The organism is Caulobacter sp. FWC2, from assembly GCF_002742625.1.
GTDB lineage: Bacteria > Pseudomonadota > Alphaproteobacteria > Caulobacterales > Caulobacteraceae > Caulobacter.
Map to the genome: position 1 here is coordinate 4,804,127 of NZ_PEBF01000001.1, position 13,528 is coordinate 4,817,654.

Consider the following 13,528-nt stretch of genomic DNA (forward strand, 5'->3'; position numbering starts at 1 on the left):
ACCCCTCCGCCATGACCACGCCGGACACTCAACCCTCGAACCGCGCCTTGATGGGCCGGATGTGGCGTGAGTTCCTGAAAGCCCGCTGGAAGGGCCTGGTGGTTTCGGTCGTCAGCGCCGCGATCGTCGCCGCGCTTTCTGTGAAGCTGGCCAAGATCATCGAGCCGGCCATCGACCAGCTGATCACTCATCCCCGCGCCGGCGCGATCTGGACCATTCCGTTGACCATCGCCGGGCTAGCGCTCGCGCGCGGCGTCTTCCAGGTCATCCAGGCCAATGTCATCAACCGCATCGGCAACGGCGTCGTGGGCGACATGCAGGTGCGGCTGTTCGGCCGCCTGATCCGCTCGGACCTGCAGCGCCTGCGCGGCGCCCATTCCGGTTCCTACGTCGCCTCGGTGCTGTATGACGCCGGCCTGATCCGCGAGGCGGCGACGACCGGCGTGGTCAACTATGTGCGCGAAGGCCTGACCGTGATCGGCGCGTTGCTGGCGATGTTCAGCCTGGAGCCGATCCTGGCGGCCGGCGTGCTGGTCGTCGCGCCGCTGGCCAGCCTGATCATCCGCGGCTTCTCGAAGAAGACCACCAAGGCCGCCAAGGGCGCCATGGGCGAGACCTCCAATCTCTCGACCGCGATCATGGAGAGCCTGGACGGAGTCAAGATCGTCAAGATGGAGAACCGCGAGGCCTATGAGGAGGCGCGGGTCGCCGCCGTGGTCGCGCGCCGCCAGCGCCACCTGATGAAGGGCAGCAACGCCCGGGCCATGGCCGCGCCGGCGACCGAGACCTTCACGACCTTCATCGTGGCCGTGGTCTTCGCCTATGCCGGCTGGCGGGCGACGACAGGCGCCCTGACGCTGGGCCCCTTCGCCCTGGCGCCGCTGACGGCCGGGGTGTTCTTCGCCTTCATGACCAGCCTGCTGATGGCCGCCCAGTCGCTGCGCCAGGTGGCCAACCTGCAGACCGTGTTCGCCGAGGGCCTGACCGCCGGCCGCCGCCTGTTCGCCGCCCTCGACGTCGCGCCGGCCATAATCGACCCCGCCGACGCCAAGGCCCTGCCGGCCGGCGACAGCGCCATCGCACTGGATCATGTGACCTTCTCGTACGGGTCCGAAATCCCGGCCCTGTCGGACGTCTCGATCGCCGCGCGCAAGGGCGAGACCGTCGCCCTGGTCGGCCCGTCGGGCGGCGGCAAGAGCTCGATCCTGAACCTGATCCCGCGCTTCTACGACGTGACGGCTGGGGCGGTGACCATCGACGGCCATGACGTGCGCTCCGTCACCCTGGCCTCCCTGCGCGACCGCATCGCCCTGGTCACCCAGGAGCCGTTCCTGTTCGACGACAGCATCCGAGCCAACATCGCCTATGCCCGTCCCGGCGCCAGCCAGCTGGAGATCGAGGCCGCCGCTCGCCAGGCCGCCGCCCACGACTTCATTCTTGAGCTGCCCGAGGGCTACGACACCGCCGTCGGCGAGGCCGGGGCGCGACTGTCGGGCGGTCAGCGCCAGCGCATCGCCATCGCCCGCGCGTTCCTGAAGGACGCCCCGATCCTGCTTCTGGACGAGGCCACCAGCGCGCTGGACACCGAGAGCGAGGCCCAGGTCCAGGCGGCGCTGGAGCGGCTGATGGCCGGCCGCGCGACGATCCTGATCGCCCACCGCCTGTCTACCGTGAAGAACGCCGACCGCCTCTACGTGATCGAGAAGGGCCGCGTCGTCGAGACGGGGACCCACGCCGAGCTGGTCCGCGCCGGCGGCCTGTACGCCCGCCTGGCCAAGGCCCAGGACCTCGACCACGTCACGGAGGCCCCCGCCCTGGAGAAGGACGCTTGAGACCTCTGCGTTCGCCTTTCGTGACCTGGCTGCTGTCCTCGCTGTTCGCCGGCTATTCCAAGGCGGTCTACGCCACGCTGCGGATGACCGAGGAGGGCCGCGAGCAGGCCGAGGCCGTCTGGGCGCAAGGCCGCGAGACCGGCGTCGGGGCGATCCTGTGCTTCTGGCACTCGCGCATCCCGATGTCGCCGCTCAGCTGGCCGCAGGACCCGGCCCGCCAGGACATGCGCGCCCTGATCTCGCGCTCCAGCGACGGCGAGTTCATCGCCCGCACGGTCGAGAAGCTAGGCTTCCCCGCCATCCGCGGCTCGTCGGCCAAGAAGACGGATCTGGCCAAGAACAAGCATGGCGAGCAGGCCTTTCGCGACATGGTCCAGTGGGTCAGGGGCGGCGGCGGCATCGCCATCACCCCCGACGGCCCGCGCGGCCCGGCCGAGCACATGGAGAAGGGCACGCCCTCCCTCGCCCGCGTCACCGGCGCGCCGGTGATCTTCGTGGGTCTGGCCGCCAAGCCGTGCCTTCGCCTGGGCTCCTGGGACCAGACCGTGATCCCCCTGCCCTTCGCCAAGGCCGCCATGGTCTGGGACGGCCCGACCGGGGCCGGACGGGGCGACGACGTCGACCAGCTGGTCGAAAGCTGGGCCGATCGCCTTTCGGCCGTAACCCGCCGCGCCGAACAGCTGGTGCAAGATTGATCCGACCCGCCCTTGGTGGGATGTAGGACCCATGCCGCACGATCACTCCGGACACGCCCACGACCATAAGCACGACCATGATCACTCTGATCATGATCACGGGGGCGGTCACGACCATCACCACGGCCACAGTCACCACGGCCACAGCCACGCGCCCAAGGACTTCGGCCGCGCCTTCGCCATCGGCACGGCGCTGAACCTGGGCTTCGTGCTGGTCGAGGCCGGCGCCGGCCTGATCACCCATTCGCTGGCCCTGCTGGCCGACGCCGGCCACAACCTCTCGGACGTGCTGGGCCTGCTGCTGGCCTGGGGCGCGGCCGTGCTGGCCAAGCGCGCGCCAAGCGCGCGCCGCACCTATGGCCTGCGCAAGGGCACCATCCTGGCCTCGCTGGGCAACGCCGCCCTGCTGCTGGTCGCCGTCGGGGCCATCGCCTGGGAAGCCATCCGCCGCTTCGCCACGCCCGAGCCGATCCAGACCGGCCCGGTGATGATCGTCGCCGCCATCGGCATCGTCATCAACACCGCCACGGCCCTGATGTTCATGAAGGGCAGCAAGGACGACCTGAACGTCCGCGGGGCCTTCCTGCACATGGCCGCCGACGCCGGCGTCTCGGCCGGGGTGGTGGTCGCGGCCTTCGCCATGGGCGTCACCGGCTGGATGTGGCTGGACCCCGTGGTCAGCCTGGCCATCGTCGTGGTCATCGTGCTGGGCACCTGGGGCCTGCTGCGCGACTCGCTGGACATGGCCCTGGACGCCGCCCCGCGCGGGATCGACACCGGCAAGGTCCGCGCCTGGCTGGCCGGCCGCCCCGGCGTCAGTGAGGTCCACGACCTGCACATCTGGGCGATGAGCACGACCGAGACGGCCTTGACGGCTCATATTGTCCGACCGCTCGGCGACGACCACGACCAGTTCCTGCACGACGCCTGCTCGGAGCTCGCCAGCAAATTCAAGATCGGCCACGTGACCATCCAGGTCGAGACCAGCCACGGCGCTCACAGCTGCGCCCTGGCGCCTGCCGATGTCGTTTAGGGGCGTGGTGTGATCCGGCCGTCCGCCCTGGCGCTCTACCGGGCCGCCACGGGCCTTCTTGAACCGCTCGCGCCCTCGCTGCTCGCTGCCCGCGCCCGCAAGGGCAAGGAGGACCCGGCCCGGATCGCCGAACGGCTGGCGAGGGCTCCGACGACGCGTCCCGACGGACCGCTGGTCTGGCTGCACGGCGCCAGCGTCGGCGAGAGCCTGTCGATCCTGCCGCTGGTCGATCGCCTGCGCGCCGAGCGCCCAGACGTCGCGGTGCTGGTCACCTCGGGCACCACCACCTCGGCCGCCCTGCTGGCCCAGCGCCTGCCGGCCGGTGCGATCCACCAGTACGTGCCGGTCGACGCCCCCGGCGCGGCGCGGCGGTTCATCGACCGCTGGAAGCCGAGCCTGGCCGTCTTCGTCGAGAGCGAGCTGTGGCCGAACCTGCTGCTGGAGGCCAAGGCCGCTGGTGTGCGCCTGGCCTTGGTCTCGGCCAAGCTGTCGGACCGCAGCTTCGCCAGTTGGCGAAGGCGCCCCGACGCGGCCCGCCTGTTGCTGTCGAACTTCGACCTGATCCTGGCCCAGGACGCCCGCGCTCACCAGCGCTTCGAGGCCCTGGGCGGCCAAGTCGCCGGCGAGGCCGACCTGAAGTTCGGCGCCGCGCCGTTGCCGGTGGACGAGGCCGTCCTAAATGCCGAGCGCGCCCGTTTCGCCCGTCCGCCCCTGCTGATCGCCAGCACCCATCCGGGTGAGGACGAGATCGCGCTGGACGCCATAGCCTCCCTGCCCGACCGGCCGCCGGTCGTCCTGGCCCCGCGCCATGTCGAGCGCGGCCCGGCGATCGTCGCCTTGGCCAAGGCCCGAGGCCTGTCCGCCGCCCTCCGCAGTCAATCCCGCGACACCGCCGACGTCCTCGTCGCCGACACCCTTGGCGAGATGGGACTGTGGTTCCGCCTGGCCGGGACCTCGGTCATCGCAGGCAGCCTGGTCGAGGGCATCGGCGGCCACAACCCGCTGGAGGCCGCGCGGCTGGACCGCCCGGCGATCAGCGGCCCGTTCGTCGACAACTGGAACTCGGCTTTCGCCGGCCTGGACGCGGTCGGCGGCGTGGTCATGACCTCGCCCGAGGGCCTGGGCGATGCAATCGCCACCGACCTCGCCGATCCCATCGCCGCCAAGATCCGCGCCGCCCGCGCCCGGAGCTTCGTCGACATCCGCGACGCCGAGGCCCGCGTCGGCCTGTCCCGCATTCTTGAGCTGGTTCCATGAAACTCGGCACGCCCCGCTGGTGGTACGTCAAGACCGGCGGTCCCGCCCCGCTGACCCGCGCCCTGCTGACCCCGTTGTCGTGGATCTGGTCGGACGCCACCCGCCGCCGCATCGCCCGCACCACGCCCGCCATCGTCGGCGCGCCGGTGATCTGCGTCGGCAATGTCACCATGGGCGGGGCGGGCAAGACGCCGATCGTCCGCGAACTGCTGCTGATCCTGACCCGGCGCGGCGTCGAGGCCCACGGCCTGTCGCGCGGCTATGGCGGCAAGTCCAAGGGTCCGACCCGCGTCGACACGGCCCGCCACACCGCCAAGGACGTCGGCGACGAGCCGCTGATGCTGGCCCAGGACTTCCCGATGTGGGTGTCGGTGGACCGCGTCGCCGGGGCCCGCGCCGCCGCCCGGGCCGGGGCCCAGGCCGTGGTCATGGACGACGGCCACCAGAACCCCACGGTGCGCAAGGCCCTGTCCCTGGTGGTGGTCGACGGCGAGACCCGCAATGGCGAGTGGCCGTTCGGCGATGGCCGCGTCTTCCCCGCCGGCCCGATGCGCGAGCCGCTGAAGGTGGGGCTGTCGCGCGCCGACGCGGTGATCGTGCTGCTGCCGCTCGATGTCGCCCAGCCCGACTTCGACCTGCTGGTCGAGTTCGGCGACATGCCGGTGCTGGTCGCGAGGCTGGAGGCCGCCGCCCCCGTGCCCAAGGGTCCGCAGGTCGGCTTCGCCGGCATCGGCAAGCCGTGGAAGGTCGAGAAGGCCCTCACCGCCGCCGGCTGCCAGCTGGTCGACTTCGCCCCGTTCCCCGACCACGGCGAGTATGACGAGGCGACGCTGAAGATGCTGGAAAGCCGCGCCGAAGCCTATGGCGCGGGCCTGGTCACCACCGAGAAGGACTGGGTCCGCCTGCCGGCCAAGTGGCGCGAGAAGGTCACGCCGTGGCCCGTCCGCGCCCGCTTCGATGACGAGGCCGCCGTCGGGAAACTGCTGGCGAAGGCGGGGCTTTAGCCTACTTGTAGACCACCCCGCCCTTGATCACCGACGTCACATGCTGCAGCACCGTCACGTCGCTCAAGGGGTCGCCCTTCACCGCGATCAGGTCCGCCGCCTTGCCGGGGGCCAGGCTGCCTATCTCATTCGACAGCGAGAAGTGATCGGCCGCGTTGACCGTCGCCGTCTGGATGGCTTCCAGCGGGGTCAGGCCCGCCTTGACCAGCAGCGCGAACTCGCCAGCGTTGTCGCCGTGGGCCGAGACGCCCGTGTCGGTGCCGAAGGCGATCTTGACCCCGCCTTCGTGGGCGCGGCGGGCCATGGCCAGCATCTTCGGGCCGGCTTCCAACGCCTTGGCCGTCTGGTTGGGGGTCAGGAAGTTGTTCGGACCCGAGGCGATCCGGTAGACGAAGTCGCCGGCCATCAGGGTCGGCACCAGATAGGCGCCGTTCTTCTTGAACAGGGCGATGCTGTCGCCGTCCAGATAGGTGCCGTGCTCGATCGAGTCGCCGCCGGCCCGCAGGAAGCTGTTGATGCCGTCGACGCCGTGGGCGTGAGCGGTGACCTTGCGGCCCATGCGGTGGGCGGCGTCGACAATGGCCTTCAGCTCGTCGTCGGAAAATTGCTGCGAGAGGCCCGCGGCGGTGTTGGAGAGAACACCCCCCGTGGCGGTGATCTTGATGATGTCGGCGCCCAGCCAGACCTGCTCGCGCGTGGCGCGGCGGCAGTCGTCGGCGCCCGAGCACACCGAGGTCGGCCGCAGCACGTGCATGACCTCCTCGCTATAGCCGTTGACGTCGGCATGGCCGCCGTGGATCGACACGGCCGAGCCGGCGGCGATGATCCGGGGACCGGGCACGTCGCCGCGCTTGATGCCGTCGCGCAGGGCGAAGATCGCCTTGTTGTCGCCGCCCAGGTCGGCGACCGTGGTGAAGCCGGCCATCAGCGTCTTGCGGGCGAAGCCGGCCCCGACCATGGCCTCGTCGGCGGGGCCGCGCGTCACCGCGTTCAGGCGCGAATTGGGGCTCTGTTCGTGGGTCAGGTGGACGTGGCTGTCGATCAGGCCCGGCAGGACGAAGCTGTCCTTCAAATCCACGACCTTGCCGCCCGGCTCGGCGACATAGCCGTCGACGATCTTGCTGACCTTGCCGTTCTCCAGCACCACGGTCTTGGCCGTCTCGACCTTGCCCGCGGCCGGATCGGCCAGCAGCTTGCCGGCCTGCACGAAGACCGTTTCAGCGCAGGCGACGCTGGACAGCGCCCCGGCCAGAGCCAGGGCGCAGACGCCCGTCAGCAGCTTCTTCATCGGTCGCTAGGCCCCCGCCTTCTGCGCGAACGACCAGGCCCCCTTGGCCAGGATCGGCACGCGCGCCTCCATCAGCTGCGCATGGGCGCTGGCGGCCGTGCCGTCACGGACGCGGCCGACGATGCCCTGGCAGATGCCGGCCAGTCTGAAGAGGTTATAGGCGAAATACCAGTCCAGCTCGGGCAGGCCGTCGCGGCCGGTGGCCTTGCAGTAGCGCTCGACCGCCTCGGGGATGGTCGGGATGCCATAGGTCGTCAGGTCCTCGACGCCGGACAGGCCGCCCCGCTGGTCGGACGGCATCACCCAGTTCATCAGGAAATAGCTGAAGTCGGCCAGCGGATTGCCCAGGGTCGACAGCTCCCAGTCCAGCACGGCGATGACGCGCGGCTCGGTCGGATGCAGGATCATGTTGTCGAGGCGGTAGTCGCCATGGACGATCGAGGTCTTGTCGTCGACCGGGCAGCTCTTGGGCAGCCAGTCGATCAAGTGGTCCATCTCGTCGATCTTGGTCGTCTCGGACGCCCGGTACTGCTTGGTCCAGCGGTCGATCTGGCGGGCGAAATAGTTGCCCGGCTTGCCATAGTCGGCCAGGCCCACGGCGGCGTAGTCGACAGTGTGCAGGGCCGCCAGGGTGTCGATCTGGGCCTCGTAGATAGCCCGGCGCTCGGCGGGCTGGTAGTCGGGCAGGGTTCCATCCCACAGGATCCGGCCCTCGACGTTCTCCATCACGTAGAAGATCGTGCCGATGACGTCCTCGTCCATGCACAGGGCGTAGGCCTTGGCGACGGGGAAGTCGGCCTTGTTCAGGCCCGAGATCACCTTGTACTCGCGGTCGACGGCATGGGCGCTGGGCAGCAGCTTGCCCGGCGGCTTGCGGCGCAGGACGTACCGCTTGCCCGGCGTGACCAGTTGGTAGGTCGGGTTCGACTGGCCGCCCTTGAACTGGCGGACCTCCAGCGGACCGGCATAGCCCTCGACGTTGGCTTCCAGCCAGGTCGCCAGCTTGGCCTCGTCGATCGCATGGCGCGGGTCGACCGGCTTGGTGCCCGAGTTCATGTCCTGGGCGGACTGTTCGGCGGCTTCGGCCATGGCGCTTCTCCCCAACGCTTGTTTGAACAGGGAGTTTAGAGGGTGAAGCGCGGGGCGCAAGCCACCACTAGTGTGTCTTCAGCGCCCGCCAGCCGATGTCGCGGCGATAGAAGCCGCCTTCCAGCGAGACGGTCCCCAGCGCCGCATAGGCCACGTCGCGGGCCTCGCTCAGGGTCGCGCCCAGGGCGCAGATGTTCAGCACCCGACCGCCCGAGGCGCGCAGGCTCCCCTCGGCGTCGCGGGTCGTGCCCGCGTGGAAGACCACGGCCTCGTCGCCGAAGTCGGCGTCGGCGCCCTGGATCAGGCCGCCGGTCTTGGGGGCGTCGGGATAGCCCTCGGCGGCCAGGACCACGCAGATCGCCGCTTCCTCGCGCCACTTGGGCGGCTCGGCCGAGGCCAACTCGCCCTTGGCGGCCGCAAGCAGGATCGGGACGATGTCGCTTTCCAGGCGCAGCATCAGGGTCTGGCACTCGGGGTCACCGAAGCGGGCGTTGTATTCCACCAGCTTCGGACCCGTCGGTGTCAGCATCAGGCCGGCATAGAGCACGCCGACATACGGATTGCCCTCGGCGGCCATGCCCTCGACGGTCGGGACGATCAGCTCGCGCCAGGCCTGGGCGATCAGGGCGTCGGTCAGGACGGGCGGCGGGGAATAGGTGCCCATGCCGCCGGTATTGGGCCCTTCGTCGCCGTCATAGGCGCGCTTGTGATCCTGGGCCGCGCCGAACAGCACGGCGGTCTTGCCGTCGGACAGGGCGAACAGCGAGGCCTCCTCGCCGTGCATGAACTCCTCGATCACCACGCGCGCGCCGGCCGAGCCGAAGCGACCGCCCAGCATGTCGACCACGGCGGCGTCGGCCTCGGCGCGCGTCGCGGCGATGACCACACCCTTGCCGGCCGCCAGACCGTCAGCCTTGATCACGAACGGCGCGTCCAACGTGTCGAGGAAGGTCCCGGCCGAGGCCGCGTCCTCGAACACACCGTAGGCCGCCGTCGGCAGGCCATGGCGCTGACAGAAGTCCTTGGTGAAGGCCTTCGAGGTCTCCAGCTGCGCCGCGCGCTGGCTGCCGCCGAAACAGGGGATGCCGACCTCTGCGAGCTTGTCGGCCAAGCCGACCTCCAGCGCCGATTCCGGCCCGACCACCACCAAGTCCGCGCCGATCTCCCGGGCCAGGGCCACCAGGCCGTCGGCGTCCGTAACCTTCACCGCGCGCAGCTCGGCGACGGCTTCGATGCCCGGGTTGCCCGGCGCGGCGACGAGCCGGCCGCACAGCGGCGACTGGGCGATCTTCCAGGCCAGGGCGTGCTCGCGCCCGCCGGACCCGACGAGGAGGATGGTCAGCTTTTCCATGAGCGCGGGGTGTGGCGCGCGCGGGGCCTGGGGTCAAGCGGTTCGCCCCTCCGCGCCGTCGTTCGCCCCTCGCCGATGGCGCCGTGGCGGCTCATCGGCGCCCATGGCCGCCATGGACAAGCTCTTCCCCCCCGCCCTGGCCCTGCACATCGGCTGCGGCTTTCTCCTGGTCGCCATCGGCCTGGTTCCGATCCTGACCCGCAAGGGCTCGCGCCTGCACCGATGGTCGGGGCGGGCCTTCGTGATCCTGATGAGCGTGCTCCTCGCCGCCGCCTGGGTGATGACGGCGCTGCGCTTCAACGCCTATTTCGCGGCCCTGTCGGCGACGGCGACGATGACGCTGTTCTCCGGGATCCGGGTGCTGGGGCGCAAGCGGCCGGACCTGGATCCGCGCCAGCGGGCCAGACCGCTGGACTGGGCCGTCACCCTGGCCCTGGTCGGGATCGGCGCCTGGGTGCTGCTCCTCGTCGTCACCGGCAAGACCGGGAACAAGGCGGCGGTCAGCGCGGCCCTGGTCTATGCGGCCTTCACCTATGGCGGCTGGGACCTCTGGCGCTTTCTCCGCCCGACGGCCTGGCCTTTTTCCGCCGATCTGTGGACCTATGAGCATCTGGTGAAGATGCTGAGCGCCTATGGCGCCGTGCTCAGCGCCTTTTCGGGTAACTTCGTGACCTTCCTGCCGACGCCCTGGAGTCAACTCTGGCCGACCTTGCTGTTTCAACCGATGGCCGCGATCTGGATCACGGTCCTGGTCCTGCGCCGCCGCCGCCTTCTGGGCGCGCTAGAACCCGGCTGAGCGGGATCTCGACGGCCGCCTGGATGTGGGCGTTCACCGCCTATGCCTGGGCGATGACCACGGTCTGCGCGGCCTGGTTCGCCCGGCGGTTCGGGTCTGACCGGGGCCACGACGTCAGCGTGATCGACTCGCTGGTCTGGCAGGGCGGGATCTACGCCGCCTGGCTGCCGGCGGCGGGGATCGTCTGGTTGCTCATGCGGCGCTATGGCGTTGGCGCGATCAGCCTGCTGGTGCTGTACCAGGCCGGCGTGCTGGTCGTGCCGCTGGAGGCCCTGGTCTCCAGCCTGATCGACGGAGCCTTTTCGCCGACCGATAACCTGCCGGCCCGGATCCTGGGACGGATGCCGGTCTGCCTGCTGCTGTACACCGCCATCATCGCCAGCGGCCTAGCCGCCGCCAACCACCAGCGGGTCCGCGACGAACGGGCCCGCGCCCGCGCGCTGGAGATCGCGCTGTCGGAGGCCCGCGAAGCCCTGGCCCGGGCCGCTCTGGACGCGCCGGAGCGCACGGGCAGGCGGCTGATGGTCATGGCCGGGTCTCGCCGAGTGCCGGTCGCCGTGGACGAGATCGAGTGGTTCGGCGCGGCCGACAACTATGTCGTCGTCCACTGGGCCGGCCGTGAGGGGCTGCTGCGCGCGACCCTGCAGAGCCTGGAGGGCCGGCTGGACCCGCGCGTCTTCGCCCGTTGCCACCGCTCGACCCTGGTCAACCTGGCCCGCGTGCGCGAGACCCAGCCGCTGTCGGACGGCTCCTGGCGCCTGATCCTGGACAGCGGCGCGGAGGTGGTGACCAGCCGGACCTACCGCGACGATCTCCTGGCGCGGCTTGGTCGCTGATTGACGCTTGCGGTCCGCCGCATCAGGCCCGCTAGGCGGCGTAGTCCTTGAACTGGGCGTCCTCGGCGTCTGGCCCGCCGTGCGCCAGGTCCAGGGCGAAACCCTTCACCCGGGCCTGGCGGGCGGCGACCGTCTGCCGCGCCGCAGGCTTGGCCGGGGCCTTGCGGACAGGCGCGGAGGGGCGCTTGGCGGCAGGGCGCGTCTCGCCGCGAGACCGGTCTCCTTCAATGCGGAAGTAGGCGATCGAGGCCTGCAGTTCATCGGCCTGGGCGGCGAGCTCTTCCGACGTCGCCGACATCTCTTCCGAGGCGCTGGCGTTCTGTTGCGTGACCTTGTCCAGTTGCTGGATGGCTTCGTTGATCTGCGAGGAGCCGATGTCCTGCTCGCGGCAGGCGGCGCTGATCTCAGCGACCAGTTCGGCGGTCTTGCGGATGTTCGGCACCAGGCTGGTCAGCATCTCGCCGGCCGATTGGGCGGCCTTGACGGTGTCGGACGACACCGCGCTGATCTCAGAGGCGGCGGTTTGCGACCGCTCGGCCAGCTTGCGCACTTCCGAGGCGACGACCGCGAAGCCGCGACCATGTTCGCCGGCGCGAGCCGCTTCCACCGCCGCGTTCAGGGCCAGCAGGTCGGTCTGGCGGGCGATCTCCTGCACGATGGTGATCTTCTCGGCGATCGTCTGCATGGCGTCGACGGCCTTGCTGACGGCGGCGCCCGAGGTCTCCGCGTCGATCGCCGACTGGCGGGCGATCTTCTCGGTCTGGGTGGCGTTGTCGGCGTTCTGCTTGATGTTGGCGGCCATCTCTTCCATCGAGGCCGAGGCCTGTTCGGCGGCGGAAGCCTGCTCGGTGGCGCCCTGGCTCATCTGCTCCGAGGTCGCCGAAAGCTCCTGGCTGCCGGCCGACACGTTCTCCGAGGCCGTGATCGCGTCGCCGACCACCCCGCGCAGCCGCTCGATCATCCGTTCCAGCGCCAGACCCAGCGTATCCTTGTCCGATTGGGGGGCGGCCTCGACGGTCAGGTCGCCATCGGCGAGCTTGTCGGCCAGTTCGGCCGTGCTCCTCAGGTTGGCGACCATCCCTTTCAACGAATGGCCCAGGACGTCCTTGTCCGACATCGGCGTGATCTGAACCGACAGGTCGCCGGCCGCCACCTGGTCCGCCAGGCTCGCCGTGGCGCGCAGGTTCGCGGTCATGCGGTTGACCGTGTCGACGAGGTCCTTGATCTCGTCATTGGTCTTTACGTCCACTTTCTGATCCAGGTCGCCCAGGGCCACCGCGTTCGCCAGACCCCCGATCTTGGCGAACCCCTGGGCAATGGTGCGGGCGATCCAGATCGCGGCGCCGGCGGCCAGAAGCACGGATACCGAGATCACGGCCAGCAGCACGTTGCGCGACAGGATGGCGGCCTGGGTGCTTTCGGCGTCGGCGGCGGCCAAACGCCTGTCCTGCACGTCCACCAACCCGTCCACGAGGGCGGTGATGTGGTTGGTGATCTGGCGCTGGCTGGTGCGCATCTGCACGATCGCCTCGTCGCGACGTCCAGCCATCAGCTCACGCCGAACCGCGGCGTCGCTCTCGGAGAACACGTCCCAATCGCGCGCCAGCGCTTCCCACTTCGGCCTTCCCTCCACGGTGGCCTGCGAGAGACCGGCTTCCAGCAGCGTGGCGACCCTCTCCTTGCTGACGTCCGCCTTGGCGTTCTGCATGTTCAGCTCCCCGGCGTCGTCGGTCAGGGCCATGTTCTTTTCGGCGCGGATCAACTGGAGGAGCGCGATGCCGATGGCCTGACTGCGCTGCAGCTGTGCGACCGGCCCTTTGATCATGGCCTTCTCCGCGCGGTTCAGGGCCGCAAGCTCGCTGATGGCGAACATCGTGGCGAGCGTCATCATCAGGATGAGCGCCCCGAAGGTGAGGGCCAATTTGAGCTTGATCGTCATGCGCATGGAAGACTCCCGCCCGGTTCAGGCCTGGGGTTAGGAATTGGAAAAGCCACTGGAAGAATTTTCCATTCTTCTTTTCAGCAACACGGTTACACTCAAAGATCGATAAATCTTGCCAGCTCATCGAGATTTAGAATGGCGCCTCCGCTCACTTGACGCCCAAAGCGCGCGGTAATGACGCGGTAGACCTAAGAGAACTTACACACGGTTCATTAAGCACGACCTTTTCGACCGGGCTGGATACGCCAAGGACCTGAGACGATTACTCTCTCAGGGTCGGTCGCGCCTCGTTAATGGGTCATGAATCAGGCAACCCACAGGGTAGCGACATTCTGCCTCACCACCTTCTGGGGAAGTCGTGACGTCGTTGCGCACTCATGGCCGCCCGGGCGAGGCGTCAGGCGC

General features: G+C 69.6%; 11 protein-coding genes. 7 read left to right on the forward strand and 4 right to left on the reverse strand.

What is annotated here, in order from left to right:
• The first annotated feature begins 11 nt into the window (after nt 1-11).
• The 5 genes from CSW62_RS22660 to lpxK are packed head-to-tail and all read left to right on the forward strand — an operon-like array spanning nt 12 to nt 5,821.
• Nucleotides 12-1,832 carry an ABC transporter ATP-binding protein gene (locus CSW62_RS22660; protein ID WP_099581748.1) on the forward strand — a complete coding sequence of 607 codons (1,821 nt, stop codon included), beginning with the start codon at nt 12-14 and terminating at the stop codon, nt 1,830-1,832.
• Nucleotides 1,829-2,527 carry a lysophospholipid acyltransferase family protein gene (locus CSW62_RS22665; RefSeq protein WP_099581749.1) on the forward strand — a complete coding sequence of 233 codons (699 nt, stop codon included), beginning with the start codon at nt 1,829-1,831 and terminating at the stop codon, nt 2,525-2,527. The genes CSW62_RS22660 and CSW62_RS22665 overlap by 4 nt, the downstream gene beginning before the upstream one ends.
• A gap of 31 nt (nt 2,528-2,558) precedes the next feature.
• The gene (locus CSW62_RS22670) at nt 2,559-3,560 is read left to right on the forward strand and encodes a cation diffusion facilitator family transporter (protein WP_099581750.1); all 1,002 of its coding nucleotides are present in this window, start codon (nt 2,559-2,561) and stop codon (nt 3,558-3,560) included.
• A 9-nt stretch (nt 3,561-3,569) separates the two neighbouring features.
• Complete coding sequence (locus tag CSW62_RS22675; protein ID WP_099581751.1) at nt 3,570-4,817, forward strand: 3-deoxy-D-manno-octulosonic acid transferase; 1,248 nt, start codon at nt 3,570-3,572, stop codon at nt 4,815-4,817.
• Nucleotides 4,814-5,821 (forward strand): tetraacyldisaccharide 4'-kinase, encoded by a 1,008-nt coding sequence (gene lpxK, locus CSW62_RS22680; RefSeq protein ID WP_099581752.1) that lies wholly within the window; start codon nt 4,814-4,816, stop codon nt 5,819-5,821. Before CSW62_RS22675 ends, lpxK begins: the two co-directional genes overlap by 4 nt.
• A gap of 1 nt (nt 5,822) precedes the next feature.
• Here lpxK and CSW62_RS22685 read toward each other — a convergent pair whose 3' ends face one another.
• From CSW62_RS22685 to purD, 3 genes are all read right to left on the reverse strand, one after another.
• Nucleotides 5,823-7,109, reverse strand: coding sequence for an amidohydrolase family protein (locus tag CSW62_RS22685; RefSeq protein ID WP_099581753.1), 1,287 nt, complete (start codon nt 7,107-7,109; stop codon nt 5,823-5,825).
• A gap of 6 nt (nt 7,110-7,115) precedes the next feature.
• Nucleotides 7,116-8,198: a phosphotransferase gene (locus tag CSW62_RS22690; protein ID WP_099581754.1), complete on the reverse strand. Its 1,083-nt coding sequence runs from the start codon at nt 8,196-8,198 to the stop codon at nt 7,116-7,118.
• 67 nt (nt 8,199-8,265) lie between these two features.
• Nucleotides 8,266-9,549, reverse strand: coding sequence for a phosphoribosylamine--glycine ligase (gene purD, locus CSW62_RS22695; RefSeq protein WP_099581755.1), 1,284 nt, complete (start codon nt 9,547-9,549; stop codon nt 8,266-8,268).
• Between the two features lie 112 nt (nt 9,550-9,661).
• Here purD and CSW62_RS22700 point away from each other — a divergent pair, with 112 nt between their 5' ends.
• Both CSW62_RS22700 and CSW62_RS22705 read left to right on the forward strand, forming a co-directional pair.
• Entirely contained in the window at nt 9,662-10,345 is a 684-nt protein-coding gene (locus tag CSW62_RS22700) for a hypothetical protein (protein WP_099582422.1), read from the forward strand.
• A 23-nt stretch (nt 10,346-10,368) separates the two neighbouring features.
• Entirely contained in the window at nt 10,369-11,181 is an 813-nt protein-coding gene (locus CSW62_RS22705) for a LytTR family DNA-binding domain-containing protein (protein WP_099581756.1), read from the forward strand.
• Nucleotides 11,182-11,212: 31 nt separating this feature from the next.
• Here CSW62_RS22705 and CSW62_RS22710 read toward each other — a convergent pair whose 3' ends face one another.
• Nucleotides 11,213-13,126 (reverse strand): methyl-accepting chemotaxis protein, encoded by a 1,914-nt coding sequence (locus CSW62_RS22710; RefSeq protein WP_099581757.1) that lies wholly within the window; start codon nt 13,124-13,126, stop codon nt 11,213-11,215.
• Nucleotides 13,127-13,528 lie beyond the last annotated feature (402 nt).